At 57.6% G+C, this 24,241-nt stretch carries 29 protein-coding genes and 4 tRNA genes; 22 read left to right on the forward strand and 11 right to left on the reverse strand.

The window, feature by feature from the left end; translation table 11 throughout:
- The first annotated feature begins 56 nt into the window (after window positions 1–56).
- Complete coding sequence (locus BMX80_RS12090; protein ID WP_074868847.1) at window positions 57–1,721, forward strand: ferrous iron transporter B; 1,665 nt, start codon at window positions 57–59, stop codon at window positions 1,719–1,721.
- A 2-nt stretch (window positions 1,722–1,723) separates the two neighbouring features.
- Entirely contained in the window at window positions 1,724–2,545 is an 822-nt protein-coding gene (gene nudC / locus BMX80_RS12095; RefSeq protein WP_074868849.1) for an NAD(+) diphosphatase, read from the forward strand.
- Here the strand turns inward: nudC and BMX80_RS12100 are convergent.
- Complete coding sequence (locus BMX80_RS12100; RefSeq protein ID WP_074868851.1) at window positions 2,519–3,292, reverse strand: TSUP family transporter; 774 nt, start codon at window positions 3,290–3,292, stop codon at window positions 2,519–2,521. The two genes, nudC and BMX80_RS12100, sit on opposite strands and share 27 nt — an antisense overlap.
- A 96-nt stretch (window positions 3,293–3,388) precedes the next feature.
- Here BMX80_RS12100 and BMX80_RS12105 point away from each other — a divergent pair, with 96 nt between their 5' ends.
- Entirely contained in the window at window positions 3,389–4,039 is a 651-nt protein-coding gene (locus BMX80_RS12105) for a hypothetical protein (RefSeq protein WP_071871328.1), read from the forward strand.
- Between the two features lie 63 nt (window positions 4,040–4,102).
- On the opposite strand, the gene BMX80_RS12110 is transcribed toward BMX80_RS12105, so the two are convergent.
- Together BMX80_RS12110 and BMX80_RS12115 are read right to left on the reverse strand one after the other, a co-directional pair.
- Entirely contained in the window at window positions 4,103–4,870 is a 768-nt protein-coding gene (locus BMX80_RS12110; protein WP_074868853.1) for an SDR family oxidoreductase, read from the reverse strand.
- Window positions 4,871–4,882: 12 nt separating this feature from the next.
- On the reverse strand, window positions 4,883–5,956 hold the full coding sequence (locus BMX80_RS12115) for a phosphotransferase family protein (protein WP_074868856.1): 1,074 nt from the start codon (window positions 5,954–5,956) through the stop codon (window positions 4,883–4,885).
- A 187-nt stretch (window positions 5,957–6,143) separates the two neighbouring features.
- On the opposite strand from BMX80_RS12115, the gene BMX80_RS12120 reads away from it, so the two are divergent.
- From BMX80_RS12120 to nadA, 16 genes are all read left to right on the forward strand, one after another.
- Window positions 6,144–7,265 (forward strand): ATP-binding protein, encoded by a 1,122-nt coding sequence (locus tag BMX80_RS12120; protein ID WP_074868860.1) that lies wholly within the window; start codon window positions 6,144–6,146, stop codon window positions 7,263–7,265.
- Window positions 7,266–7,294: 29 nt separating this feature from the next.
- Complete coding sequence (locus BMX80_RS12125; protein ID WP_074868862.1) at window positions 7,295–8,089, forward strand: mechanosensitive ion channel family protein; 795 nt, start codon at window positions 7,295–7,297, stop codon at window positions 8,087–8,089.
- Window positions 8,090–8,148: 59 nt separating this feature from the next.
- A complete protein-coding gene (ruvC, locus tag BMX80_RS12130) occupies window positions 8,149–8,688 on the forward strand; it encodes a crossover junction endodeoxyribonuclease RuvC (protein ID WP_074868865.1) in 540 nt (179 codons plus the stop codon).
- Window positions 8,685–9,290 carry a Holliday junction branch migration protein RuvA gene (gene ruvA, locus BMX80_RS12135; RefSeq protein WP_074868867.1) on the forward strand — a complete coding sequence of 202 codons (606 nt, stop codon included), beginning with the start codon at window positions 8,685–8,687 and terminating at the stop codon, window positions 9,288–9,290. The genes ruvC and ruvA overlap by 4 nt, the downstream gene beginning before the upstream one ends.
- Before the next feature lie 64 nt (window positions 9,291–9,354).
- Window positions 9,355–10,410 carry a Holliday junction branch migration DNA helicase RuvB gene (gene ruvB, locus BMX80_RS12140; protein ID WP_074868870.1) on the forward strand — a complete coding sequence of 352 codons (1,056 nt, stop codon included), beginning with the start codon at window positions 9,355–9,357 and terminating at the stop codon, window positions 10,408–10,410.
- Between the two features lie 51 nt (window positions 10,411–10,461).
- Window positions 10,462–10,896 (forward strand): tol-pal system-associated acyl-CoA thioesterase, encoded by a 435-nt coding sequence (ybgC, locus tag BMX80_RS12145; RefSeq protein WP_074868871.1) that lies wholly within the window; start codon window positions 10,462–10,464, stop codon window positions 10,894–10,896.
- A gap of 15 nt (window positions 10,897–10,911) precedes the next feature.
- Window positions 10,912–11,607, forward strand: coding sequence for a protein TolQ (gene tolQ / locus BMX80_RS12150; protein ID WP_071871337.1), 696 nt, complete (start codon window positions 10,912–10,914; stop codon window positions 11,605–11,607).
- 10 nt (window positions 11,608–11,617) lie between these two features.
- On the forward strand, window positions 11,618–12,082 hold the full coding sequence (tolR, locus tag BMX80_RS12155) for a protein TolR (RefSeq protein ID WP_071871338.1): 465 nt from the start codon (window positions 11,618–11,620) through the stop codon (window positions 12,080–12,082).
- A complete protein-coding gene (tolA, locus tag BMX80_RS12160; RefSeq protein ID WP_407922795.1) occupies window positions 12,079–13,032 on the forward strand; it encodes a cell envelope integrity protein TolA in 954 nt (317 codons plus the stop codon). Before tolR ends, tolA begins: the two co-directional genes overlap by 4 nt.
- A 44-nt stretch (window positions 13,033–13,076) precedes the next feature.
- Window positions 13,077–14,324, forward strand: a complete 1,248-nt coding sequence (gene tolB, locus BMX80_RS12165) for a Tol-Pal system beta propeller repeat protein TolB (RefSeq protein WP_217641979.1) — start codon at window positions 13,077–13,079, stop codon at window positions 14,322–14,324.
- Window positions 14,325–14,380: 56 nt separating this feature from the next.
- On the forward strand, window positions 14,381–14,881 hold the full coding sequence (pal, locus tag BMX80_RS12170; protein WP_071871341.1) for a peptidoglycan-associated lipoprotein Pal: 501 nt from the start codon (window positions 14,381–14,383) through the stop codon (window positions 14,879–14,881).
- Between the two features lie 60 nt (window positions 14,882–14,941).
- Window positions 14,942–15,739: a tol-pal system protein YbgF gene (gene ybgF, locus BMX80_RS12175; protein WP_074868874.1), complete on the forward strand. Its 798-nt coding sequence runs from the start codon at window positions 14,942–14,944 to the stop codon at window positions 15,737–15,739.
- Window positions 15,740–15,860: 121 nt separating this feature from the next.
- Window positions 15,861–16,508: a 7-carboxy-7-deazaguanine synthase QueE gene (queE, locus tag BMX80_RS12180; protein ID WP_074868877.1), complete on the forward strand. Its 648-nt coding sequence runs from the start codon at window positions 15,861–15,863 to the stop codon at window positions 16,506–16,508.
- A gap of 1 nt (window position 16,509) precedes the next feature.
- Window positions 16,510–17,187, forward strand: coding sequence for a 7-cyano-7-deazaguanine synthase QueC (queC, locus tag BMX80_RS12185; protein WP_071871344.1), 678 nt, complete (start codon window positions 16,510–16,512; stop codon window positions 17,185–17,187).
- Between the two features lie 57 nt (window positions 17,188–17,244).
- Window positions 17,245–17,320: transfer RNA gene (locus BMX80_RS12190), tRNA-Lys, on the forward strand.
- A 101-nt stretch (window positions 17,321–17,421) separates the two neighbouring features.
- Window positions 17,422–18,480 (forward strand): quinolinate synthase NadA, encoded by a 1,059-nt coding sequence (nadA, locus tag BMX80_RS12195; RefSeq protein ID WP_074868878.1) that lies wholly within the window; start codon window positions 17,422–17,424, stop codon window positions 18,478–18,480.
- A 76-nt stretch (window positions 18,481–18,556) separates the two neighbouring features.
- Here the strand turns inward: nadA and BMX80_RS12200 are convergent, their stop codons facing one another.
- Genes BMX80_RS12200 through BMX80_RS12210 form a run of 3 tightly spaced genes read right to left on the reverse strand, consistent with a single transcriptional unit; the run spans window position 18,557 to window position 20,811 of the window.
- Window positions 18,557–19,108 (reverse strand): peptidylprolyl isomerase, encoded by a 552-nt coding sequence (locus BMX80_RS12200; RefSeq protein WP_074868881.1) that lies wholly within the window; start codon window positions 19,106–19,108, stop codon window positions 18,557–18,559.
- Window positions 19,101–19,904, reverse strand: coding sequence for an alpha/beta fold hydrolase (locus BMX80_RS12205; RefSeq protein ID WP_074868882.1), 804 nt, complete (start codon window positions 19,902–19,904; stop codon window positions 19,101–19,103). Before BMX80_RS12205 ends, BMX80_RS12200 begins: the two co-directional genes overlap by 8 nt.
- A gap of 13 nt (window positions 19,905–19,917) precedes the next feature.
- The gene (locus tag BMX80_RS12210) at window positions 19,918–20,811 is read right to left on the reverse strand and encodes a LysR family transcriptional regulator (protein ID WP_071871348.1); all 894 of its coding nucleotides are present in this window, start codon (window positions 20,809–20,811) and stop codon (window positions 19,918–19,920) included.
- Window positions 20,812–20,844: 33 nt separating this feature from the next.
- Here BMX80_RS12210 and BMX80_RS12215 point away from each other — a divergent pair, with 33 nt between their 5' ends.
- Entirely contained in the window at window positions 20,845–21,162 is a 318-nt protein-coding gene (locus BMX80_RS12215; protein ID WP_074868884.1) for a hypothetical protein, read from the forward strand.
- A gap of 3 nt (window positions 21,163–21,165) precedes the next feature.
- Here the strand turns inward: BMX80_RS12215 and BMX80_RS12220 are convergent, their stop codons facing one another.
- Window positions 21,166–21,486, reverse strand: coding sequence for an Arc family DNA-binding protein (locus BMX80_RS12220; protein WP_071871350.1), 321 nt, complete (start codon window positions 21,484–21,486; stop codon window positions 21,166–21,168).
- A gap of 259 nt (window positions 21,487–21,745) precedes the next feature.
- Between BMX80_RS12220 and BMX80_RS12225 the strand changes: the two genes are divergently transcribed.
- Window positions 21,746–21,822 (forward strand) — tRNA-Arg (locus BMX80_RS12225).
- A 125-nt stretch (window positions 21,823–21,947) separates the two neighbouring features.
- Here BMX80_RS12225 and BMX80_RS12230 read toward each other — a convergent pair.
- A tRNA-Met gene (locus BMX80_RS12230) sits at window positions 21,948–22,024 on the reverse strand.
- A 60-nt stretch (window positions 22,025–22,084) separates the two neighbouring features.
- Window positions 22,085–22,161 (reverse strand) — tRNA-Met (locus BMX80_RS12235).
- Window positions 22,162–22,307: 146 nt separating this feature from the next.
- Here BMX80_RS12235 and dinB point away from each other — a divergent pair.
- Window positions 22,308–23,363 (forward strand): DNA polymerase IV, encoded by a 1,056-nt coding sequence (gene dinB, locus BMX80_RS12240; protein WP_074868887.1) that lies wholly within the window; start codon window positions 22,308–22,310, stop codon window positions 23,361–23,363.
- Window positions 23,364–23,398: 35 nt separating this feature from the next.
- Here the strand turns inward: dinB and BMX80_RS12245 are convergent, their stop codons facing one another.
- Complete coding sequence (locus BMX80_RS12245; RefSeq protein WP_074868889.1) at window positions 23,399–23,806, reverse strand: META domain-containing protein; 408 nt, start codon at window positions 23,804–23,806, stop codon at window positions 23,399–23,401.
- On the reverse strand, window positions 23,803–24,237 hold the full coding sequence (locus BMX80_RS12250) for a hypothetical protein (protein WP_074868892.1): 435 nt from the start codon (window positions 24,235–24,237) through the stop codon (window positions 23,803–23,805). The genes BMX80_RS12245 and BMX80_RS12250 overlap by 4 nt, the downstream gene beginning before the upstream one ends.
- Window positions 24,238–24,241: the final 4 nt, after the last annotated feature.

Raw genomic sequence — 24,241 nt, forward strand, 5'->3', positions numbered from 1 at the left:
CGGCAACATTAATAATCAAAAGGCTGATACAAAGCAGCTTGGGAGATGCATAAGGCATGAGCAGTGGCGCCAACTCTTTGAGCATGGTTCGCGATGTGCTGTTTGCGACCATGGAGCAGGCGGAGCAGAACCTCGAGCACTTTATTGCTGAGCGGGACAACAGCAGTCTGTTGCAGTCGTCGGTAGAGTGTCTGCAGCAAATCTATGGCAGCCTGAAAATTATCGATCTGCCCGGTGCTGCCTTGCTGGCGCAAGAGCTTTGCCAAGCCGCGATGGATATCCCCGAAGGTGCGGGCAATGAGCGCGATGGCCAACTCTCTGCCATCAGTAATGGCTTGTTTGTTTTGCGCCGCTATCTGGAAAACCTCGAAACCAACCGTGTTGAGTTGCCGGAACTACTGATTCCGGTGATTAACGAGCTGCGCCAAGTGCGCAGTGAACCCTTGTTGGACGAAAGCTTCTTTTTCAGCGTGCGTCTGGATCACACCCGCGCCACGCAAGGCGCCGTGCAAGATAACCCAGAGCTGCAAAAGCGCCTGCGCCAGATGTACCAAGTGGGCTTGCTCGACTTACTGCGCGAGAATAAGCCCTACGCTGGCATGAAGATCATGCTGCGCGCGCTGCACCGCTTAGATGGCCAACTCGGCGCGGGGCCGCTGACGCGTCTGTGCTGGGTTGCCGCTGCCGCGCTGGAAACCATGGTTGATGCACACATGCTGCTGCGTCCGTCGCGTAAGCGCCTGTTCGCGCGCGTCGATCGCGAGCTGCGGCAAATACTGCAAGCCACGGCGGGCTACGAAGCGCCCAAGCCGCTGCTCAAAGAGTTGCTCTACTTAGTTTCGCTGGGCGATGGCAAGGGCTCGTTGGCCCAGCAAGTGCGCACGGTATTTAACCTAACGGCGCTGCCGTTCAACGATCAGTACCTGGAAGAGCAATACCAGCAGATGGCTGGTCCCGGGCATTCGGTGATGCGCTCGGTGTCTGTCGCGCTGCGCGAAGAGCTATCCAGCCTGAAAGATTTGGTCGATCTGATCGAACGTGGCGCTGCGCAAAGCGATGCGTTTGCCCAGCTGCATGCCTTGATGGGCCGCTTGGCGAAAACCTTGGGCGTGGTGGGTTTAACCTCCGCCGGCAATGCCTTAGATGCCCAATTGCCAGTGGTGAAAAACTGGATTGATGCCGAGCAATTAGGCAGCCGTGACGAGCTGAATAACCTCGCCGATGCTGTGCTGTATACCGAAAGCATGGTGGCCAGCCTTGAGCGCGGTGAGCGCAAATTGCGCCCCAGCGAAGCGCAGCCGGGCAGTGAGGCGGAGTCTTTCGCGGCTAACCAACTGGCTGAAGCACGCATTGTGCTGTTGGATGAAGCGGCGTCTGGTTTGGCTTTGGCCAAGCGTGCAATTACCGCGTATCTGGAGTCCAACGGCGACAAGATGCACTTGGCCAATGTGCCGGCCAGCTTGCAAGCGGTACGCGGTGGCTTGTGGTTCTTGGGCCAAGAGCGTGCTGGCGAGCTGATTGGCTTGTGCGCCGACTACATTCTGCAGCAAATGATTGAAAGCCCTGCGATGCCGTCGGAGCCCATGCTGGAAACCTTAGCCGATGCGCTGACCAGCTTGGAGTACTTCTTAGAAGGTGGCGCCACACAAAGCGCGGGGCAGCCGGATGTGCTCGGTTTGGCGGGTGAAAGTGTGCGTGCCTTGGGCATGAACGCGGCCTAAAGATGAGCTGGCTGCCGGAGCTGTTTGACGACCACGGCGCTGCACCGTGGGTGTTGGTGCATAGCCAACAGCAGTTTCTCTGTGACGAACTCGGCGCCCTGCTGCCGCAGGCTTTTTGGCGCAGCCGTGGTGCGGCGAGTCTGCTGGAAGTGCCGCTCGGCCAGTGGCGCGGTGAGCGCGTGTTATTGGTCGAGTTGGACGCGCCGGATCACTCGCTTGGCCAGTGGCAAGCAGTCCGCCAGCTGATGTTCAGCGCCACGGGCGATGAGTTCTCGCTATACCGTTATGCCACGCAAATTGGCTTGTGGGCACGCCAGCACCGCTTTTGTGGCAGCTGTGGTGCACCCACGCAACTGCTGGGTTACGAGCGTGGCGCACATTGCCCGCACTGCCGATTAACCCAATACCCGCGCTTGTCGCCTTCGATCATCACCCTGATTACCCGTGGTGATGAGGTGCTGTTGGGGCGTGCGCCGCATTTTCCACCGGGTATGTACAGCACCTTGGCGGGTTTTGTAGAGCCCGGCGAAAGCCTAGAGGCGTGCCTTAAGCGTGAAGTGCGTGAAGAGGTGGGTGTCGAGCTGGGCGCTACGCGCTATCTGGCTAGCCAAAACTGGCCGATGCCGCATTCGCTGATGGTCGGCTTCTTCGCGGAATACGCCAGTGGCGAAATTCGTGTGCAGGAAGAAGAGTTAGAAGACGCGCGCTGGTTTGCACTCGATCAGCTGCCGCACTTGCCGCCTCGGCAAACGATTTCACGCTACCTGATCGACACCTATCTGCTTGAGCGTGGCCGGTTAGTGGAACCAGTGCTGCCAGGCTAAGCGCGCGGTTAATGCCAACACCACCAAAATAAATACCGGGCGAATCAGTTTAGAACCGCCGGCAATGGCTGTGCGTGCACCAAAAAAAGCGCCCAGCATCAACGCTAAGCCCATGGCAATGCCCAATACCCAGGCCACGTGGCCGTGGATGGCAAACACGGCCAGCGCCATGCCATTGCTGACAAAGTTCATCGTCCGCGCCACGCCGCTGGCACGCACTAGCTCTAGCGGGTAGAGCAGCAGGGTAGAGACCGTCCAGAAAGCACCGGTGCCGGGGCCCGCCACGCCGTCGTAAAAACCAAGGCCTAAGCCTTGCGGCCACTGCCGGCCTTGGCGAATAGGAATGTCATCGTGCTTGGGGTGTTCGGGCGTTTTACCCAACAGCAGATACAGGCCACAGGCAAACACCACCGCCGGCAGCATTTGGTTGATCCATTCTGCCGGCAGCGCATCAGCAATCAGGGCGCCGATCGCAGAGCCAATGGCGGTGGCGATCAGCGCCGGTTTCCACTGCGTAGGGTTAAACAGTTTGCGGCGGTAAAAGGTTACCGTGGCGGTGGCCGAGCCAAAGGTGGCGGCTAGTTTGTTGGTGCCTAATACCAAGTGCCCAGGCAGGCCTGCCATCATCAGTGCGGGAATGGTTAAAAGGCCACCGCCGCCGGCAATCGCATCAATAAAACCTGCGGTAAATGCCACCGCGGCCAGCACCAAAACCACCTCTGGTGAGACCATCATTTCAATCAGCATGAGTGACCTTTGTGCAGACTGTGACCGTCTCGGCTGGCGGTGTGCCGGCGGGCCACGCATAATTCGGGCATTGATCCTAACAGGGAAGCAAAGTGCATGCAGTATCTGGGTTTGGCGCTGTTGGTGGGTTTGCTGGCGCTGGTGTGCGTGTTGGTGGCGCTGCGTATTTTGCTCGGCGGCAATTGGCTGCTCGGTTGGCTGCGCGGCACCTTAGGCCTGTTGGTGTTAGCGGTCAGCGCGGTGATCGGCGTGGTCGCGTGGGACGTCACCAGCTATCAAGTGTTGCCGCAAGATAAGCCACTGGCGACGCTGAGCTTTCAGCGCCAAGGGCCGCAACAGTTTCGCGTGACTTTGCAGGAGCACGGTGACGAGCGCCTGTATGAAATGCGCGGCGACCTGTGGCAGCTGGATGTGCGCGTGCTGCACTTTAAAGGCGTGGCGGCGTTGCTGGGCTTTCAGACGGCCTATCGTTTAGAGGCCTTGGCGGGCCGCTATTTGGCCTTGGAGCAGCAAAATAACTCGTTGCCGAGCCAAACCGCACTGGCCAAAAGCCCTTACGGCATCGATTTTTGGCGTTTGCTGCGGGAAAACCAGCGCGATTTGATGCTGTTTAAGCCCGAAGCCGGGCGCATCACCTTTTTACCTATGGCCGACGGCGCGCTGTTTGCCGTACGCCAGAGTGCCACTGGCTTAGTGGTTGAGCCGTTGAACACGGCGGCTGAGCAAGCGCTGCGCGATTGGCAGTGATTCTCTCGCGCTAAAACAACACAGGGGCCGATTGGCCCCTGTGTTGTTTTACTGAGTAGCGTTTTAGGCTAAGAAGCCGCCATCGACGTTCAGCGTCACGCCGGTGGTGTAGCTCGAAGCAGCGCTGGCTAAGTACAGCACGGCACCGGCCATTTCTTCCGGCATCGCCACGCGGCTGGCGGGGATGCGCTGCAGAGCGGTTTTCAGAATCGCATCGTTGCTGGTCAGGGCAGAAGCGAACTTAGTATCGGTCAGGCCCGGTAGCAGGGCGTTGCAGCGAATGCCAAGGCCAGCGCACTCTTTGGCGAACACTTTGGTCATGTTGATCACGGCGGCTTTAGTCACCGAGTAAATGCCTTGGAAGTGGCCCGGTGTGACGCCATTGATCGAGGCTACGTTGATGATGCTGCCGCCGCCGTTTTTCTTCATCAGCTTGCCGGCTTCTACCGACATGAAGAAATAACCACGGATATTCACATCGACGGTTTTCTGGAAGGCGACTAAGTCAGTGTCCAGCACGTGGCAGAACTGCGGATTCGTGGCCGCGTTGTTGACCAGAATATCCAGCTTGCCGAACTGCTCGCTGATGGTGGCGAAGGCGGAGCTGATTTGCTCCATTTCGCCAATGTGGCAGGCCAGTGCGGTGGCTTGGCCGCCGGCTTCGCGAATGCTCGCGGCTACGGCTTCGCAGCCATCCAGCTTGCGGCTGGAAACAATCACGTGGGCACCTTGTTGGGCCAGCAGGCGGGCGATGGCCTCACCAATGCCGCGGCTGGCGCCAGTGACGAGTGCTACTTTGCCTTCGAGGTCGAACAGATCGGTCTTTTGCATGGGAATCTCCGCTTACAGCTGTGATTGTTTGATGACGTTAAGGGCGACCTGCTCCAGCAGCTTGTTCATCATACTGAACTGCGCAAAGCGCTTGTCCTGGGTTTGGCCATGGTAATAGCGGTAGTAAATCTGCTGCACGATGCCGGCTAGACGGAACAGCCCGTAGCAGTAGTAGAAGTTGATGCACGGTAGCTCAATGCCGGCTTTCTCCGCGTAATAAGCAGCGAACTCGGCGCGGGTCAGCATGCCGGGGGCATTGCTCGGTTGGCGGCGCATCATCTGCATGGGTTGTGGGTCGCCGGCTTCAATCCAATAGGCGAGGGTGTTGCCCAGATCCATCAGCGGATCGCCAATGGTGGTCAGCTCCCAGTCCAGCACGCCGATGATGTTCATCGGGTCTGCGGGGTCGAGTAGCACGTTGTCGAAGCGATAGTCGTTGTGCACGATGCCGGGCTTGGCGTGGTCGGCGGGCATTTTTTCGCGCAGCCACGTTTTCACGCTGTCCCACTGTGGCACATCGGGGGTGATGGCTTTTTCGTAACGGTCGATCCAGCCTTCGATTTGCCGCTTCACGTAGCCTTCGGGGTTGCCCAAGTCGCCTAGGCCGCAGGCCTTGTAGTCGACGTTATGCAGCTCAACCAGTTTGTCGATAAAGCTGTGGCACAGGGCGCGGGTTTGCTCGGCGCTAAAGTTCATTTCGCTGGGCAAATCGCTGCGCAAAATGATGCCTTTAACGCGCTGCATTACATAAAACTCATCGCCAATCACGCTGTCATCGGTGCAATGCAGATAGGCTTTAGGGCAGTAAGGGAAGCCGTCGTTAAGCTGATTAAGAATGCGGAACTCGCGGCCCATATCGTGGGCCGATTTGGCGCGACGACCAAAGGGCGGACGACGCAGCACAAATTCGTGTTCGGGGTACTTGATCAGGTAAGTCAGGTTGGAAGCGCCACCGGGGAACTGGCTAATTTCCGGTGTGCCGCTTAAGTTCATAGCAGGCAGGTGCTGCTTTAGATAGGCGTCGATGGTCTGAGAGTTGAGCTCTTCGCCTTGGCGAATCTGGGTGGCCTGATCGGTTAAGGTCATGCTTATCCCGCCTGTTTATGATGGTAGGGGAAAACTATTTGTTAATCTAATGATCCTGCGGCTGGCAAACAAGCGAGCCAAGAAAGGATCAGCTTGGGTGTTGTAGCAGAATTTGCGGGGGTTATAAGTGACGGCGCAATGGCGTTTTTGGCGCAATTGGTTAATCAAGGATGGACAACCGCCCTCGGTGAATTGGAGCTTAGGGCCCGGTGCGTTTTTGTCCTATGACGAGTTGCTCAAGCACAGAGCCGGCTTGCCGGAAGATTTGCAGCAGGTATTGAGCCTAGAACCTTTACCGGCGGGCAGTCCGCTCTTTGTGCTCAACCAGCAAGCCCGTCAACAGCTGCACCAGCAGTTAATCCGTTGGCAGCAAGGCGGTGTGGCGAATATTGCCTTGGTCGGCCCGGAAGGCGTGGGTAAAACCACGTTGCTCAATCAGCTTGAAGCCGATATCGAACAGGATATTTTGGTCCAGCGCTTGAGCGTGTCGGAGCGCATTCGTTCTGAGCCCGATTTACTGCGCTTTTTTGCCAAGGCCTTTGCCTTGCAGGATTGCCGCGATGTGCCCAGCCTGTGTGAGCAGCTAGAAGGCCTGTCGCCGCGCGTCATTCTGTTAGATGAAGCGGCGCTGCTAAACCTGCGGGTCTTGGATGCCGGCGTTGTGCTGCGGGCTTTGTGGCGCATCATGCTGGCGTCGCGGCATTTGGCGTGGGTGCATGTGTGGCCCGAGCAAACGTGGCGGCGGATTAAATGGCAGTGGCAGCTTGAGCCGTTGGTAAGCCAAGAAATCAACCTGCCGTGGCCGAACCAAGAAGAGTTTCTGCATGCGCTGCAGGTGCGTTTTGCGCTGTTAAAAGGGCAGGATCGCGACTTGTGGTGGCAAGCGCTCGATGCTCTGCCGGCCAGACCATTTGATCTGCAACACGAAGGGCTCACGGCCTTATATAAGCCTTGTCAGGGTAATTTTTTTAGCGCGGTGTATGCCGCCTTATGCGCCCTGCACCGTGATGTGGATGGGCGCATTTGGTTGCGTGGTTTTCGCATTCCCGAGCAGATAAGTCTTCAGAATGTTGATGCTCGCACGCGGCTGACCTTGGCGGAGATCATGGCTCACGGTGCCTTATCAGCGGCTGAGCACGCCGAGATTTTCCAGCAGTCGGCAGATAACAGCGCATGGCTGCTGGGAGCTTTGCAGGCACGGCAGTGGTTGTTGCACGACCAATTGGGCGAGCAAGAGGTATTTCGTATTAATCCCTTGTTCGCACGCAGCTTGCTGACGGCACTGCGTGCCGCCAATGCGCTGTATTAACGGGCGCAACAGGGCCGCGAGGAGGCAACATGGATAACGCGTTCGTACAGTTTTTGCAGCAAATATCGTGGTGGCAGTTAGGGCGCATCGCGCTGGTGTTGCTGGTGACGGCTGCGGTGTATTGGGGCAGTGCTTGGCTGCTGTTGAAAGCAGCTGAAAAACACCCCAAGCGCCGCTTGTTACTCTTGCGCTGGCGGCCGGGGGTTGGCCTGTTGCTGTGGAGTTCGGCGCTGGTTTACATCGCCATGGTGATTCTGGCCTTGCCGACGCAGCTGTTAATGGGCGTTTTGGCCACACTGGGCTTGGCGGTGGGGCTGGGCGCGCAAGACTTACTGCGTAACCTGATTGCCGGTTTGGTGATTGTCTTCGACCGCCCGTTTGGCGTCGGCGATATGCTCGAAGTGGCAGAGCGCTATGGCGAAGTCACTCATATCGGTCTGCTCAGCACGCGCTTGCAGACCTTCGACGACAACGAAATTTACGTGCCCAACCAGCTGTTACTGCAGCAGACCTTAAGCGACAGCAACGCGGGCTCCGTGGTTGAGCAGGTCAAGGTGCCCGTTAAAGTGCGTGCCAGCAGTGATTTAGCGGCACTGCGGCGCGTGGGCGAGCAAGTGGCGCGGGTGTCGCCGTATTGCTACTTGGCGCGGCCCGTGAGTGTGCAGCTGGAAGAAAGTAATGACTGGCAAGGCAGCGTGACGCTGAATATCAAGGCCTATGTGCTGGATGTGCGTTTAGAACGCGAACTGGCCAGCGATATCTTGGCGCGCTTTAAAGCGCATGTGCCGGAGGCCTTGCTCGAGGCGGCGCCCAGTCAACATTAAGCTGGCCTCGCTAACCGCAACTGGTTAGACTGCGCAAAACATCTGTATGGATAACCAGTTTGGCGCTTATTCTCGGTATCGACCCCGGCTCACGCTTAACCGGCTTTGGCATTGTGCGCAGCTTGGCGCGCGGCCAGTGCGAATACATTGCCTCGGGCTGCGTGCGAGCCGGCGACGGCCCGTTTGCCGAGCGCTTAGCGTTGATTTATCGCAGCCTTCGTGAAGTGATTAGCCAATATCAGCCCGAGTACGCGGCTATCGAGCAGGTGTTTCTGGCCCGCAACGCCGATTCAGCCCTTAAGCTTGGCCAAGCCCGCGGCGCGGCGGTTGTTGCGTTGGTGGAGTCCGGCTTGCCGGTGGAGGAGTACACAGCCACGCAGGTCAAACAAGCCTTAGTCGGCAAAGGCAGCGCCGATAAAGAGCAAGTACGGCAGATGGTCATGCACTTGCTCAAACTCACGCAAGCGCCGCAGATGGATGCCTCCGACGCATTGGCTATCGCCATTTGCCACGCCCATCATCAGCAGTCGCTGGTGCCTCACCAATTAACCGCCACGCGCCGCCGCAGTGGCCGTTTGCGCTTTAAGGAAATGCCATGATTGGTCGCTTAAGCGGCACTCTGTTGGAAAAACAACCGCCGCACTTGCTGATTGATGTTGCCGGCGTGGGTTATGAAGTCGATGTGCCGATGAGTACTTTGTATCGCCTGCCGGCGCTGAATAATCCGCTCACGCTGCACATCCACATGGTGGTGCGTGAGGATGCGCAGCTTCTATATGGCTTTTATGAAAAGCGCGAGCGCGAACTGTTCCGCGAGCTGATCCGCTTAAACGGCGTCGGGCCCAAGCTAGCGCTGACGTTAATGTCCGGGCTGGATGTCGACGATCTGGTGCGCTGCGTACAAGCGCAGGACACCTCCGCACTGGTGAAAATCCCCGGCGTGGGCAAGAAAACCGCCGAGCGTTTGTTGGTCGAACTCAAAGACCGCTTTAAAGCCTGGGAAGCACTGCCGCAAATGGCCCCGCTGGTGCTGCCCAGTCAGCCAGAACCTTTGCCGGCCAGTGCTGAGAGTGATGCCGTGGCTGCGCTGGTGGCGCTCGGCTTTAAGCCGCAAGAGGCGAGCAAAGCGGTGGGGCGGATTAACGGCGAAGGCCTCAGCAGCGAAGAGCTGATCCGCCAAGCCTTAAAAGGCATGGTGTGAGTGCGTGGCTCGTTCTGCGTGGCGCACACAGGTACACTGCGGCCACGACGTTTGAGAGTGCCCCATGATTGAACAGGACCGCCTGATTACCGCCGCTGCCAGCCCGCGTGAGCGTGAAGAGCAGCAAGACCGCGCCATCCGCCCGTTAAAACTGACCGACTACACCGGTCAAGCCACGGTGCGTGAGCAAATGGCGCTGTTTATTCAGGCCGCCCGCCAGCGTAATGAAGCGCTCGACCACACGCTGATCTTTGGCCCGCCAGGCCTTGGTAAAACCACGTTGGCGAACATCATCGCCAACGAAATGGGCGTGTCGATCAAAAGCACCTCAGGCCCAGTGCTGGAGCGCCCGGGTGATTTGGCGGCCTTGCTGACCAACCTTGAAGCCGGCGATGTGCTGTTTGTCGATGAAATCCACCGCCTTTCCCCGGTGGTGGAAGAGGTGTTGTATCCGGCGATGGAAGACTACCAGTTGGATATCATGATCGGCGAAGGCCCCGCCGCACGCTCTATCAAGCTGGATTTGCCGCCGTTTACCTTGGTCGGTGCTACCACGCGTGCCGGCTCGCTGACCTCGCCGCTGCGTGATCGCTTCGGCATTGTGCAGCGCTTGGAGTTTTATCAGGTGGCTGACTTAGCGACGATTGTTAGCCGCTCGGCGCAGATTCTGGGTTTGAGTATCGATAACCAAGGCGCGTTAGAAATTGCCCGTCGCGCCCGTGGCACCCCGCGGATTGCCAATCGCTTACTGCGCCGTGTGCGCGATTTTGCCGAGGTGCGCGGGCAGGGTGTGATCAGCGCACAGATCGCGGATCAGGCGCTGAATCTTTTAGATGTGGATGCCTGTGGCTTCGACCACCAAGACCGACGTCTACTGCTGGCGATGATGGAAAAGTTCGATGGCGGCCCAGTGGGGGTAGAAAGCTTGGCCGCAGCCATTGGCGAAGAGCGCCACACCATCGAGGATGTGCTCGAGCCTTATCTGATTCAACAGGGTTTTATGATGCGCACGCCGCGCGGCCGGGTGGTCACACGGCATGCCTATTTGCACTTTGGTTTGAACTTGCCCAAGCGCCTAAACGAGCCTGTGAGCAACGATTTATTCGCAGGCGACGAATAACTGTAAAAAGTCATGTCTGGCCGATTGGCAAGACCTAAGCGAGGCACTAATATGCGCGCGCCCAATGGCGTCCTGCCATTTGCCCACACGGTGCGGGTCTACTACGAAGACACCGATGCGGGCGGGATTGTTTATTACGTCAATTATTTAAAGTTTATGGAGCGGGCTCGCACCGAGGCGCTGCGTCAGCTGGGGTATGCCCAGTCGCAGTTAGCAGAGGCGAACCTGCTGTTCGTTGTGCATAGCGCAGAGGCGCGTTATCTCAAGCCGGCCAAGCTAGATGACACGCTTTTGGTGCGCAGCGCGGTGGTGGAACTTGCCCGCGCGAGCCTGGTCTTTGAACAGGTTATCGAACACCAAGACAGCAAAACGCCGCTGTGTCAGGGGCGTTTTAAAGTGGCCTGTGTACGGGCCGACAATTTAAAACCGCAGGCTTTGCCTGCCACGCTGCGCGAGGCCTTTTCCCGCCAGCTATTGAGTGAATGACAGGAGAGTCCTTAGGTGGAAGCTAACGCCGCAGATCATATGTCCATGTGGAGCTTGATCAGCAACGCCAGTTTGCTGGTGCAGCTGGTCATGCTCAGCCTAGTCGCCGCCTCGGTGATCTCTTGGGTGATGATTTTCCAGCGCAGCACCGCGATGCGTGCGGCGAAAAAAGCCCTTGAGAATTTCGAAGATCGCTTCTGGTCAGGCATCGACCTGTCCAAGCTGTATCGCCAAGCTGGCAGCAGCCCAGACCCCGACAGCGGTGTGGAGCAAATCTTCCGCGCCGGCTTTAAAGAATTCTCGCGCATGCGTCAGCAGCCGGGTGTTGACCCTGATGCTGTGATGGACGCCGTGCAGCGCGCCATGCGTGTAGCTATCTCGCGCGAAGAAGAAAAGCTCGAACAAGCGCTGCCGTTTTTGGCCACCGTGGGCTCGACCAGCCCGTATGTGGGGCTGTTCGGCACCGTGTGGGGCATCATGAACTCCTTCCGTGGTCTGGCCCAAGTGCAACAGGCCACACTGGCCACGGTGGCGCCGGGTATTGCCGAAGCGCTGATCGCCACTGCGATTGGCCTGTTTGCCGCGATCCCGGCGGTGATTGCCTATAACCGCTTCTCTGCCCGTGCAGAAAACCTGATCGGCCGTTATTACACCTTCGCCGATGAGTTCAGCAGCATTCTGCACCGCAAAGTACACACCAAGGACGACTGAGGACAGACTGATGGGTCCGATGCGAGTGCGCAGCAAGCGCAAGCCAGTCGCCGAAATGAACGTAGTGCCGTACATCGACGTGATGTTGGTGCTGTTGGTGATTTTCATGGTGACCGCCCCGATGCTTAACCAAGGCGTTAAGGTGGATCTGCCGAAGGTTTCCAGCGAAGTGTTGCCGCAAGACAACAACGCCAAAGTGCTGACTATCTCTATCAAGGCTGACAAAACCTACTACTGGAACACCGGCGATGCGGTACAAACCGAGCAGGAAAAAAGCAGCGAAACGGCCGTTAGCCTAGAAGAGCTAGTGCAAGCCGCTGGTGCCATCCTGCGCCAGAACGCTACAGGCGGGCAGGCTATTCAGGTATTTGTGCGCGCCGACAAAGCGGTGGATTACGGCAGCGTGATGGCGGTGATGGGCGGTTTGCAGGAAGCCGGTATTACTAATGTTGGCTTGATTACCGAAGCACCCTGATGGAAGAGCGCGCGCGTCCCTCATCGCAGAGCTATTTCTGGCCGATTACTTGGGCAGTCACCATTCACGTGGTGTTGTTTGCTTTGCTGTTTGTGAGCTTTCAGTTCACCCCGGATTTGCCGCCGGCTAAGCCGATCGTGACGGCGACTTTAGTGTCGTTAAAGTCCAAGAGCCCAGCGCAGGTGCAAACCAATCAGAAAATTGCTGGCGAAGCGAAGAAAACTGCTGCCCAGCAATACGAAGCTGAGCAGCTAGAGCAGAAAAAAGCCGAAGCGCAAAAACAAGCCGAGGCGAAGAAGGCCGCTGAAGTAAAGAAAGCCGAAGACGCTAAGAAACAAGCCGAAGCGAAGAAGCAAGAAGACGCGAAAAAAGCTGCCGAAGCGAAAAAGCAGGCCGAGATAGCTAAAAAGAAAGCCGCCGACGAAGCCGCAAAAAAGAAAGCGGCCGAAGACGCGAAGAAAAAAGCCGCTGAAGAAGCGCGCAAAAAGGCCGAAGCCGAGAAGGCGCGTAAGAAAGCTGCCGAAGACGCCAAGCGAGCCGCCGATGCCGCTAAGCGCAAGGCGCAAGCCGATGCTAAAGCCAAAGCGCTGGCTGAGCTGATGAGCGACGAGCCGCAGCACCAGATGGCCATGGGCGAAGAGTTGGGCGACCAAGTCACCGCCAGCTTCGATGACTTGATCGTGCGTTTGGTCAGTGAGCAGTGGTCGCGCCCGCCGTCGGCACGTAACGGCATGAGTGTGGAAGTGCTGATTGAAATGCTGCCGTCGGGGCAAATCATTAACGTCAGCGTCACGCGCAGCAGTAACGATGCCGCGTTTGACCAGTCTGCTATCGCCGCTGTGCGCAACGTGGCACGCATCCCAGAGATGCAGCAGCTGGATCGTGCTAGTTTTGACCGCTATTACCGTCAGCGGCGAATGATTTTTAAACCGGAGGATTTGTCTCTGTGAATATCGTAAAGAGCCTGGTTTTATTGGCGTTGGTCTGGGCTGGGATGGCCCAAGCGGCCGACCCATTGGTGGTGTCACATGGCGCCGACCGCGCGATTCCTATCGCTGTGGTGCCGTTTGGCTGGCAGGGCGGCGCTATGCTGCCCGAAGACATGGCCGAGATCATCGGTAACGACCTGCGTAACTCCGGTTACTTCGAGCCGATCCCACGGCAGAACATGCTGAGCATGCCCAACAGCGCTGAAGGCGTGTTCTATCGCGACTGGAAGGCCCTCGGCGCGCAGTACGTATTGGTTGGTAATGTGGTGCCCGACGGCGGCCGCTTGTCGATCACTTACGGCGTGTTTAACGTCTCCACCGAGCAGCAGATTCTCACCGGCAACGTCGGCGGCACGCAGCAGCAGCTGCGCGACATGGCGCACTACATCAGTGATCAGTCGTTTGAAAAAATGACCGGCGTAAAAGGCGCGTTTTCGACCCGTCTGCTTTACGTCACGGCAGAAAACCTAGCCACCAATAACACCCGCTACACCTTGCAGCGTGCCGACTACGACGGTGCCCGTGCGGTGACCTTGCTGCAATCGCGTGAGCCGATTTTGTCGCCGACCTTCGCGCCGGATGGCAAGCGCATTGCCTACGTGTCGTTTGAACAAAAGCGCCCGCGCATTTTTATTCAGCATATCGATACCGGTCGCCGTGAGCAGATCACCAACTTTGAAGGCCTAAACGGTGCGCCGGCGTTCTCGCCGGATGGCAACCGCTTGGCGTTTGTGTTGTCGCGTGACGGCAACCCAGAAATCTATGTGATGAATTTGATGACCCGTCAGTTGAGCCGAGTGACCAATCACTTCGCCATCGATACCGAACCCTTCTGGGGCGCTGATGGGCAAACGCTGTATTTCACTTCGGACCGCGCCGGTAAACCACAGATTTACCGCACCAATGTTAATGGTGGCAGCGCTGAAAGGGTGACGTTCGTTGGCAACTACAATGCCAACCCCAAGCTGTCGGCTGACGGAAAGACCATGGTGATGGTGCATCGTCAGGATGGTTACCACGTGTTCCAAGTGGCGGCGTTTGATCTACAAACCAGCCGCTTACGGATCCTGTCGCAAACCAACCTTGATGAGTCGCCAACGGTTGCCGCTAATGGCACCATGCTTATTTACGCGACCCGCCAGCAAGGCCGTGGTGTGCTTATGCTCGTTTCTACCAACGGGCGTGTGCGCATTCCGCTGCCAACCGCACAGGGTGATGTGCGTGAACCTTCTTTGTCACCGTTCCTGCGTTAAGGTCGGGACAAACAACCTTTGTTAACTGATGCACTTTTGCAATCTGGGGAAATACCATGGAAATGTTCAAATTCGGTAAGTTGGCTGCTCTGAGCCTGGCTCTGGCTATCGCTGCAGGCTGTTCTTCTAAAGGCGGTGACTCTGCCGGTGAAGGCGCTGTTGATCCTAACGCTGGCTACGGCGCTAACAGCGGTGCAGTAGATGGCAGCCTGAGCGCTCAAGAAGCCGCTCTGCGCGCTATCACTACTTTCTACTTCGAGTACGACAGCTCTGACCTGAAGCCAGAAGCTATGCAGGCTCTGGACGTGCACGCTAAAGACCTGAAAGCCAACGGCAACCGCGTAGTGCTGGAAGGCCACGCTGACGAGCGCGGCACCCGTGAGTACAACATGGCTCTGGGCGAGCGTCGTGCCGGTGCGGTACAGCGTTACCTGGTCCTGCAGGGCGTGTCTCCGGCTCAGCTGGAGCTGGTGTCCTACGGTGAAGAGCGTCCGGTGGCTATGGGCACCAGCGAAGAAAGCTGGGCGCAGAACCGTCGCGTAGAACTGCGCAAGTAAGTTCTGAGCGAGGCGCTAGTCATCTGGCGCCTCACCCCTGTTACGCAAGAGGATCGAAGAATGTCGTTGACCAGGAACGTACTGTTTACTGCTGCACTGTTGCCGCTGTTGGCGCAGGCCGAAGTCCAGGTGGTGGATAACTCCGCTCAGCTGGGTGGCTATGCCAACAATGCCTATGGCAACAACACGGCGTATGCGGGCGGCCCAGCGACGGCACCTTCGGCGCAGGGTGGGTTGTTTCTCCAGCTGCAACAGATGGAGCAAGAACTCACTCGCTTGCGTGGCATGGTTGAAGAGCAGCAGTACAAGATTCAGCAGTTAGAGCGCGACAGCAAAGAGCGCTATGACGATTTGAATAGCCGCTTGGGCTCGGGGGCGCCTGTCGCTCCAGTGCAGGCAGGCAGCGGTGCCGTGGATGCTTCGCAAGCACCGACACCACCAGTGGCGCAACAACCAGCGCCTGCGGCCAACGCCGCTCCGGCTGACCCGGAAAAAGAAAAGCTGTATTACGAAGCCGCGTTCGATCTGATCAAGAACAAAGACTTCGATAATGCCATCAAGGCCTTCAATGCCTTCCTGCGTAAGTATCCGCAGAGTGCCTATGCCGGTAATGCTCAGTATTGGCTGGGTGAAGTGCATTTAGCGCAAGGCAGCCTGCAAGACGCCGGTAAGGCCTTTGCCTTGGTGAATCAGAATTACGCCAGCCATGCCAAAGTCAGCGATGCGCTGTACAAGTTGGGCGTGGTGGAACAGCGCTTGGGCAATGCCGATAGAGCGCGCACTATCTTCCAGCAAGTGGCTGCGCAATACCCGAGCTCTTCAGCAGCGGGTTTGGCCAAGCGCGAACTCGGCCAGTAACACCCTCTAACTGACTGGCTTGTCAGCAAGGCAAGCCAGTTAAGTGTTTTTTCAGTACAATCCCGCGCCTGTTTAACTGCGGAGGCGGACAGCCTGTTTCGCTGTCACGCCCGTGGATGGTATGAAAGACACCCTGCGTATTACCGAAGTCTTCTATTCGCTGCAGGGCGAAACGCGCACCTTGGGTTTGCCCACCGTGTTTGTTCGCCTGACCGGTTGCCCCCTGCGTTGCCAATACTGCGACACCGCTTACGCCTTTGCCGGCGGCGAGCTGATGAGCCTTGAGGCGATTGTCGCCAAGGTCGCCAGCTTCAACCCGCGCTATGTCTGTGTGACTGGCGGCGAGCCGTTGGCGCAGCCCAATGCACTGCCTTTGCTACGCCTGCTGTGTGACGCCGGTTATGAGGTATCGCTGGAAACCAGCGGCGCCATCGATGTCACCGGCGTTGATCCGCGAGTGGTGAAAGTGCTGGACTTAAAAACCCCAGGCTCGGCGGAAGTGGCGCGCAATCGTTACGACAACATCGCACTGCTTAATCCGCACGATCAGGTGAAGTTCGTGATCTGTTCGCGCGAAGACTACGACTGGGCCGTCAGCAAGCTGATTGAATATCGCCTCGCGGAGCGCGTGCAGGATGTGCTGTTCTCACCAAGCTTTAGCGAGCTGGACAGCCGAGCGCTGGCCGACTGGATTGTCAGCGACAATCTGCCAGTACGCTTTCAGCTACAGCTGCACAAAATTCTTTGGCAAGACGAACCGGGGCACTGAGATGAGTCACGAAAAACGCGCCGTCATTTTGCTCTCTGGCGGTTTAGATTCGGCCACTATCTTGGCCATGGCCAACGCCGAGGGCTTTGCCTGTTACACCATGGCGTTTGATTACGGTCAGCGCCATCGCGCTGAATTGGTCGCGGCTGAGCGTGTCTCGCAAGCGCTCGGCGCGCGCGAGCACAAAGTGGTGGGGCTTAACTTAAACGGCATTGGCGGCTCAGCGCTCACCGATAGCAGCCTTGCGGTGCCGGAAGGCCCGACTGAAGGTATTCCGATCACCTATGTGCCGGCGCGCAACACCACTTTTTTAGCCTTGGCCTTGGGTTGGGCTGAGGTGTTAGAAGCCAGCGATATTTTTATCGGCGTGAATGCGGTGGATTACTCCGGCTACCCCGATTGTCGACCAGAGTTTATTGAGGCCTTCGAACGCACCGCCAACTTGGCGACGCGTGCCGGTGTGGAAGGCGCGGGCTTTAAGATTCGTGCGCCGCTGCAAAACCTATCGAAGGCGGAGATTATTCAGGCGGGTGTGCAGCTGGGGGTCGATTACGCTTTGACCATCTCTTGCTACCAAGCCAACAGCCAAGGCTTGGCGTGCGGCAAGTGCGATAGCTGTCGTTTGCGCGCGCAGGGTTTTGCCGCTGCCGGTGTCGCTGATCCGACGCCATACGCGTAAAAAAGTTTTCCGAAGGTGTTGATTAATCTAAAAAAATCAGTAAGATAGCGCGCCATTGGGTCGTTAGCTCAGTCGGTAGAGCAGTTGGCTTTTAACCAATTGGTCGTAGGTTCGAATCCTACACGACCCACCATTATTTCAAGGGCCAGCCATCGTGCTGGCCCTTTTCATTGGTGCCGGCAAAAACTGCCCGAGGTGTATACTCGCAGGCCGGATTAGCCAGGGTTTACCGTGATGTCGCAAATTCCTGAACGGGTACTGGTCCAAGCGCACTTGGAAGCCAGACAGCCGAAGCCATTAACCGCAGAAGAGATCGCGCAGTATAAGCGCGACATCGCCGCCGAGCTGAAAAAGCAAAACGCGGTGCTGGTGGCGCATTACTACACCGATCCGCTCATTCAGGCGCTGGCTGAAGAAACCGGCGGCTGCGTCTCTGATTCGCTGGAAATGGCTCGTTTTGGCAATCAACACTCGGCGCAAACCGTGCTGGTGGCGGGCGTTAAGTTTATGGGCGAAACCGCCAAGATTCTTAACCCAGAAAAGCGCGTGCTGATGCCGACGCTGGATGCCACTTGCTCGCTGGACTTAGGCTGCCCGGTGGATGAGTTTTCGGCGTTTTGCGATGCGCGCCCCGATCGCACTGTGGTGGTGTATGCCAACACCTCGGCAGCCGTTAAAGCACGGGCCGATTGGGTGGTGACCTCCAGTTGCGCGCTGGAGATTGTCGAAAGCCTGATGGATAAAGGCGAGAAGATTATCTGGGCGCCGGATCAGCACTTGGGTCGCTATATCCAGCGCGAAACTGGCGCCGATATGTTGCTTTGGCAGGGCAGCTGTATCGTGCATGAAGAGTTTAAGGCCAAGCAGCTGGCGGACCTTAAGGCGATCTACCCGGATGCTGCCGTGTTGGTGCACCCAGAATCGCCGGAGTCAGTGATCGAGCTGGCCGATGCGGTGGGTTCTACCAGTCAGCTGATCAAGGCGGCGCAAACGTTGCCGAACCCGCAGTTTATCGTCGCTACCGATCGCGGCATCTTCTACAAAATGCAGCAGCTGTGCCCGGGTAAGTCGTTTATTGAGGCGCCCACGGCGGGTAACGGCGCGGCGTGCCGCAGCTGTGCACATTGCCCGTGGATGGCTATGAATACTCTTGAGCGCACGCTGAATTGCCTGCGTGAGGGCTCTAATGAGATTCATGTGGACCCGGCATTGGTGCCTGAGGCGGTGCGGCCGCTCAAGCGCATGCTGGACTTCACCCAAGCGCTGCAGCTTAGTCGTGTGGGTAATGCCTGAGAGGCGTTGCGGCATATAGAGTGAGACACAAAAAAGGCTGTCGTGATGACAGCCTTTTTTATTATTGGGGCGGGGGTTACAGCTTTTTCGCCTCAAGGATGAACACCGGGTCTTTCGGTACGTTTTGGTGCATGCCGTAGTTGCCGGTTTGCACGCGTGCGATCTTGTCCACCACATCCATGCCGCTCACCACTTTGCCAAACACGGCGTAGCCGAAATCGCGCGAGCCGTGGTTGAGGAAGTCGTTGTCTTTTAAGTTAATAAAAAACTGGCTGGTCGCACTGTCGACCACTTGGGTGCGGGCCATGGCAATGGTGCCGCGCGCGTTTTTAAGGCCATTGTCGGCTTCGTTTTTCACCGGTGCTTGGGTGGGCTTTTGTTCCAGTGTCTCGGTGAAGCCGCCGCCTTGGATCATAAAGCCGGGAATCACCCGGTGAAACACGGTGTCGCGGTAGTGGCCGGCTTCCACGTATTGCAGAAAGTTGCGCACGCTCAGCGGAGCGGCGTCGCCATCCAACTCCAGCTCGATATCGCCATAGTTAGTGCTCAGCAGTACATGAGGACGGTCGGCGGCATGCGCCAGTGAGGTAACGAGCAGGCTAGCGGCCAGCAGCAAATGCTTAAGCATTGAGAGGTTCCTTGTTCAGGCTGTGGAGGAAATTCAGCACGCATTGATTAAAGCGTTCGGGTTGATCCAGTGGTGTAGCGTGACGCGAGTCTTCGATCACCACCAGGCGCGCGTTGGGCATTTCGCGCACATATTGGCGCTTGAGTTCGACGGGGCTGTAATCGCGGTCGGCAGTAATCACTAGGGTTGGTGTTTTGATGTCGACAAGGTGCTCGCGCACGCCCCAGCCAATAATGGCGTGCAGGGCGCTTAAATAGGCACGTTTGCTGTTCTCGGGCCAGCGAGTAGCGATTTTTTCGCGCAGTTCAGCTTGTTCAGGCTTGGGGAAGAGCATATTACCCAGGGCTTTGCCGAGGGTTTTCAGGCCCAGCACGCGGGCCAGAAAAAGGCGTTTGAACACCTGTAGGCGATCACTGGCGGTGCGCACTTTAACCTCGGGGCTGCTGTTAACAATGATCAGGCTTTTTAGCCGCTGCTGATCGCTGCTGGCGAGCTGGAAGCCAATCATGCCGCCCATGGAAATGCCTAGGTAATGCACTTGGGCGAGTTGCAGGTGGTCGAGTAGGGCGCGTACGTCGTCAGCAAAGCCGGCGATGCTGTAACGCTCGCGGGGTTTATCAGACTGGCCGTGGCCGCGCACATCCATGCAGATGACTTGATAATGCTCGGCTAAAAACGGCACTTGATACTCCCAGTCACGCAGGCTGGAGCCCAGGCCGTGAATTAACAGCAAAGGTTCGCCGCTACCGTGGACTTGGTAGTGCAGCTGGCAGCCTTTATGGGTGAAATAGGCCATGGCGGGCTCCTGATTATTCCGTGTCGGTGGGCGACTGGCGCAGTAAGTCGGCGAGGATTCGCGCTGCCGGGCCCAATGGGCGATTGCGGTTGGGGTAAAGGCTGAAGCGTACTTCGCGATGGCTGCCATTTTCCAGTGGCAAGATTTTCAGCAGGCCGCTTGCTAGGTCGTCGGTGATCAGTTGCTGCGGTAGCCAGGCAAAGCCCAGGCCTTGGCGCACTAAAGTGGCGGCCGTGGCTAGGCTGGTCACTGTCCAGCGCTGTGCGGCGCCGAGCCAGCCGACATCTTTGGGGCTGTGTTTGCCGGAGTCGCGAATCACCACTTGCAGCTGGCTGATCAGGTCTTGCGCGGTGATGGAGCGGCCCAGCTGGTGCAGTGGGTGATCGTGGTGGGCGACGGCGTGAAAGCTTGAGCTGCGTAGGTCGTCACCCAGGTAACCGGGAATGTTCAGGCCGCTGATCGCCAGATCGGCACGATCTTCGCGCAGTGCATCTTCCACGCCGGAGAGGGTTTCTTCATGCAGCTGCACGCGGCAGCCATGGCTAAAAGGCTGGAAGGCAGACAGGGCATGGGTGAGGCGTGTGGTGGGGTAGGCGGCATCGACCACTAAGCGCACCTCGGCTTCCCAGCCTTGCTCCATTTGTTCGGCAAGTTCTTCTAGCTGATTGGCTTGCGTGACGAGGTTACGTGAGCGCTGCAGTAGTGTGGTGCCGGCTTCGGTGAGCACAGCTTTGCGCCCTTCGATATGCAGCAGTGGGACACCCAGCTGTTCTTGCATGCGCGCTAAGGTGTAACTTACCGATGATTGCGAGCGGTGCAGTGCCTCGGCAGCTTGTGCATAGCCGCCGTGATCAATCACAGCTTGTAGCGTGCGCCATTGATCGAGTGTGACACGCGGTGTTTTCACAGCTTAAGCCTTGCCTAACGGAGAGGAGCTTGCATGCTAAAGCAAATTGTTGCCTGGGGTGGACTGTGTTGTGCGTTGCCGGCTTGGGCTTTTCCCATTGAGGTAACGCCGCAGTTTGTCGGTGCGCCCCTGCAATACGAGGCTCAGGCATTGGCACGCAATATGGCGGTGCTGCATGTGCGCAATGACACGTCGCAAGCACAGCGCTGCTCGGTGCGCTTAAGTAACGGGCCGGAAGGGGATCAGTGGCGGCGCGTGCAGTTGGCGCCCGGTGAGAAAGCCGCTGTATCGGCAAGCTTTCAGCGTGAGGTGGTGCGGCTGCGCATTTGGTTGAATTGCCAGCCGCAGTAGCTGTTATTCCGCGTCGTTGTTGGGCGCTTCTTGGGCAATAAGAGCAACCAAGGCGTTTTGTTGGCGTTGGGTCAGTTGACGGAAGCGCAGCAGCAATTCGCGTTCGTGATGGCTGAGCTTGTTGCTGTCGAGGGTAATGCTGCTGGCATCGCTCTCGGGCAGGTCAATGCTCAGGCTTTGCTCGAGGCGATTGATGATCTCTGAATTCATGCTGCGGTGATGCTGGCGCGCCACTTCGGCGACGCGGTCGCGCATCCCTTCCGGCAAGCGCAGAACAAACTTATCGGCGGTGCGGCTGGAGTACAAATTTTGCGCGTGTTTCATGGTATTGCCTGAATAAGTGAGGTTATTTTTGCGCCATCACAATCATCTCATGGTGATTGCAGATTGCTGTCAAAAAAATGGTGCTATTAATTTGACGCCCATTTTAAACCCTTTAGCAAAAAGTTTCGACCAGAAGCAGTGGGCTGGCCACTACCGAATGTCTGGAATTGTGCACCAGTTCCGTGCTATGGCGGCCTTTTGCGGCCTGTATCGGGCATGACAAGCGCGTGGGTGCTGGGTAAGATGCACACCCTTGCGTGCGCTTGTAGCTCAGCTGGATAGAGCAACCGCCTCCTAAGCGGTAGGTCCCGGGTTCGAATCCCGGCTCGCGCACCAGTTTTTTTGCAGGGGCTTTATTGTCTGTGCCTAAGTGGCGGCTGGCCAGTTAGCGAGTGTTATTAGATGTTGCGCAGGTTTGTGCGCGCATAAAAAAACCCGAAGCAATGCTTCGGGTTTTTTATTGGTTGCGGGAGCTGGATTTGAACCAACGACCTTCGGGTTATGAGCCCGACGAGCTACCAGACTGCTCCATCCCGCGTCAAAGCTGACGCTGTTCGATTCGCCTTGGCGAATCAGGCAAGAAGACCTTGCCGAAAAGTGGTTGCGGGAGCTGGATTTGAACCAACGACCTTCGGGTTATGAGCCCGACGAGCTACCAGACTGCTCCATCCCGCGTCAGAGAGGGCGCATTCTATGAGCCAAGTTGTTGTCTGTCAAAGAATATTTTTCATTTAGTGGAATTTCCTCGGCTTGGCCTGCGGAGCGCGCAGGGGTAAGCTTGCCTGTATGTAATCACAGTATTTCTTGGCTGAGGTTAGTGCGTGACGGCGCGCAAAATTATTCATATTGATTGCGATTGCTTTTATGCCGCGATTGAAATGCGCGATAACCCGCAACTGGCCTCGCGCCCCATCGCTGTGGGTGGCAGCGCCGATCGCCGTGGGGTGATCGCCACGTGCAACTATGAAGCACGGGCTTACGGAGTGCGCTCGGCGATGGCCACACGTCAGGCGTTGCAGTTATGCCCGCAGCTCACCTTGGTGAAGCCACGCATGGAGGTATACCGCGAGGTTTCGCAGCAGATTCAGCAGATTTTTCGCCGCTACACCGAGTTGATTGAGCCCTTATCGCTTGATGAGGCGTATCTGGATGTCACCGAAAGCCCGCATTGCGGCGGCAGTGCCACGCGGATGGCCGAAGAGATTCGCCAGCAGGTGTGGGAGAAGTTGCGCATCACCGTCTCGGCTGGGGTGGCGCCGAATAAGTTTCTCGCCAAAATTGCCAGTGACTGGCGTAAGCCCAATGGCTTGTTTGTGATTACCCCGGCAGAGGTTGAAGCGTTTGTCAGCGATTTGCCGGTCAAGCGCCTGCATGGCGTGGGGCAGGTTACGGCGCGCAAGTTAGAGCGCTTAGGCGTCACCACCTGCCGTGATGTCCGGCGCCTAGATGCCCTGTCGTTGGCCAAAGAGCTGGGCGGTTTTGGTGAGCGGCTGTGGCAGTTGGCGCAAGGCATCGATGAGCGGCCTGTGGTGGTCGATAGCCGCCGGCAATCGTTGAGCGTTGAGCACACCTTTGATCAAGATCTGCCCGATTTACCCGCCTGCGAGGCAGAGCTGCCGATGTTGTTTGCGCAGTTTGAAACGCGTTTAGCGCGGTTACGCAGCCGCTATCGCGCAGAGAAGCCGTTTGTGAAGGTGAAGTTTCATGACTTCAGCCAAACCACCTTGGAGCAGGCGGGCACCGGCTGGACGGAAGAAGGTTTTCGCCAGCTTTTGCAGCAGGCGTTTGCAAGGGGTAATAAGCCGGTGCGTTTGCTGGGCGTTGGCGTGCGGCTATCGCCGTTAGGGGTGCCCGGTGAGCAATTTCGCTTGTTTTAAAAGGCGGCGCGCAGCGTGGCTACGCGCCGTTTGTCTTATGGCGCTTTGACTAGGCGCAGGGTGTGACTGCCTTTTAGCTCTAGCGTGTCGCTGTTGACCAGCTGCCAGTGCGTGACGCCTTGCAGCGCTTTGAGATAGCGCTGTTCTTGCTCCATCAGCGCTTCGCTGCAGGCCATCATAGTGCTGCCTACGGGGCCGAGCGTGAGTTTGTCGCCTTCTACGGTGTACGGGGCAAACCAGCGATTACAGCCTGCGGTGCCGACGGCGCGGCCTTCTTCGTGCAGGGTGAAGCTCAAGTGGCTGCGATCAACCAGCGGCAGGCTATCAATACTTTCGGCTTTCCATTCGGTGCCGATTGCCAGCGACGGCGCGCTGGGTTGTTGGGCGCAGCCGGCCAGTAGAGCACCGGTGATCAACAGGCTAAGCCAAGGGCGAAAAGTCATGTGTGCTCCTTTAGGCAGCGGGGACAAAGGTGTTGTGGTTCTGCTTGCCAGCCTAGCTCCAGTAAGCGCGCATTGGCGGCCTTCGGCAGGCTAGCTTTGTCGGCTTTGGCATCGGTAGCGAACTCAAGTTCCTCACGGTTACCACATTGTTCGCATTGCACTTGCCATTGGTGAATGGCTAGCTCGTTAAACACTGGGCCGCTGGCCACGGCAAGCCATTGGCCGGCGGGGCGAATCATGTGGCGAACCTTTTCTACACACAGGCGCAGCGGCAAATCGCGACTGCCTTTGAGGGTGACGATTAAGGTATCGCCACTGTGGATAGCGCCGCCAATGCCGGTCACTTGGTAACGCCCGGGGCTCAAGGCGCGGCACTCGGTGAGGGTGTGCTGCGGGTTGAGAAGGGCGTAACGAAAATCATGCTCGGCCATCAGT

Source organism: Atopomonas hussainii, from assembly GCF_900109735.1.
Taxonomy (GTDB): domain Bacteria; phylum Pseudomonadota; class Gammaproteobacteria; order Pseudomonadales; family Pseudomonadaceae; genus Atopomonas; species Atopomonas hussainii.

What these genes read in the sequence shown, in the direction of transcription:
- BMX80_RS12090 (WP_074868847.1), top strand. Translation starts at nt 57, where the DNA reads ATGAGCAGTGGCGCCAACTCTTTGAGCATGGTTCGCGATGTGCTGTTT.
- nudC (WP_074868849.1), top strand. Translation starts at nt 1,724, where the DNA reads ATGAGCTGGCTGCCGGAGCTGTTTGACGACCACGGCGCTGCACCGTGG.
- BMX80_RS12100 (WP_074868851.1), bottom strand. Translation starts at nt 3,292, where the DNA reads ATGCTGATTGAAATGATGGTCTCACCAGAGGTGGTTTTGGTGCTGGCC.
- BMX80_RS12105 (WP_071871328.1), top strand. Translation starts at nt 3,389, where the DNA reads ATGCAGTATCTGGGTTTGGCGCTGTTGGTGGGTTTGCTGGCGCTGGTG.
- BMX80_RS12110 (WP_074868853.1), bottom strand. Translation starts at nt 4,870, where the DNA reads ATGCAAAAGACCGATCTGTTCGACCTCGAAGGCAAAGTAGCACTCGTC.
- BMX80_RS12115 (WP_074868856.1), bottom strand. Translation starts at nt 5,956, where the DNA reads ATGACCTTAACCGATCAGGCCACCCAGATTCGCCAAGGCGAAGAGCTC.
- BMX80_RS12125 (WP_074868862.1), top strand. Translation starts at nt 7,295, where the DNA reads ATGGATAACGCGTTCGTACAGTTTTTGCAGCAAATATCGTGGTGGCAG.
- ruvA (WP_074868867.1), top strand. Translation starts at nt 8,685, where the DNA reads ATGATTGGTCGCTTAAGCGGCACTCTGTTGGAAAAACAACCGCCGCAC.
- ruvB (WP_074868870.1), top strand. Translation starts at nt 9,355, where the DNA reads ATGATTGAACAGGACCGCCTGATTACCGCCGCTGCCAGCCCGCGTGAG.
- ybgC (WP_074868871.1), top strand. Translation starts at nt 10,462, where the DNA reads ATGCGCGCGCCCAATGGCGTCCTGCCATTTGCCCACACGGTGCGGGTC.
- tolR (WP_071871338.1), top strand. Translation starts at nt 11,618, where the DNA reads ATGGGTCCGATGCGAGTGCGCAGCAAGCGCAAGCCAGTCGCCGAAATG.
- tolB (WP_217641979.1), top strand. Translation starts at nt 13,077, where the DNA reads ATGGCCCAAGCGGCCGACCCATTGGTGGTGTCACATGGCGCCGACCGC.
- pal (WP_071871341.1), top strand. Translation starts at nt 14,381, where the DNA reads ATGGAAATGTTCAAATTCGGTAAGTTGGCTGCTCTGAGCCTGGCTCTG.
- ybgF (WP_074868874.1), top strand. Translation starts at nt 14,942, where the DNA reads ATGTCGTTGACCAGGAACGTACTGTTTACTGCTGCACTGTTGCCGCTG.
- queE (WP_074868877.1), top strand. Translation starts at nt 15,861, where the DNA reads ATGAAAGACACCCTGCGTATTACCGAAGTCTTCTATTCGCTGCAGGGC.
- queC (WP_071871344.1), top strand. Translation starts at nt 16,510, where the DNA reads ATGAGTCACGAAAAACGCGCCGTCATTTTGCTCTCTGGCGGTTTAGAT.
- nadA (WP_074868878.1), top strand. Translation starts at nt 17,422, where the DNA reads ATGTCGCAAATTCCTGAACGGGTACTGGTCCAAGCGCACTTGGAAGCC.
- BMX80_RS12200 (WP_074868881.1), bottom strand. Translation starts at nt 19,108, where the DNA reads ATGCTTAAGCATTTGCTGCTGGCCGCTAGCCTGCTCGTTACCTCACTG.
- BMX80_RS12205 (WP_074868882.1), bottom strand. Translation starts at nt 19,904, where the DNA reads ATGGCCTATTTCACCCATAAAGGCTGCCAGCTGCACTACCAAGTCCAC.
- BMX80_RS12215 (WP_074868884.1), top strand. Translation starts at nt 20,845, where the DNA reads ATGCTAAAGCAAATTGTTGCCTGGGGTGGACTGTGTTGTGCGTTGCCG.
- BMX80_RS12220 (WP_071871350.1), bottom strand. Translation starts at nt 21,486, where the DNA reads ATGAAACACGCGCAAAATTTGTACTCCAGCCGCACCGCCGATAAGTTT.
- BMX80_RS12245 (WP_074868889.1), bottom strand. Translation starts at nt 23,806, where the DNA reads ATGACTTTTCGCCCTTGGCTTAGCCTGTTGATCACCGGTGCTCTACTG.
- BMX80_RS12250 (WP_074868892.1), bottom strand. Translation starts at nt 24,237, where the DNA reads ATGGCCGAGCATGATTTTCGTTACGCCCTTCTCAACCCGCAGCACACC.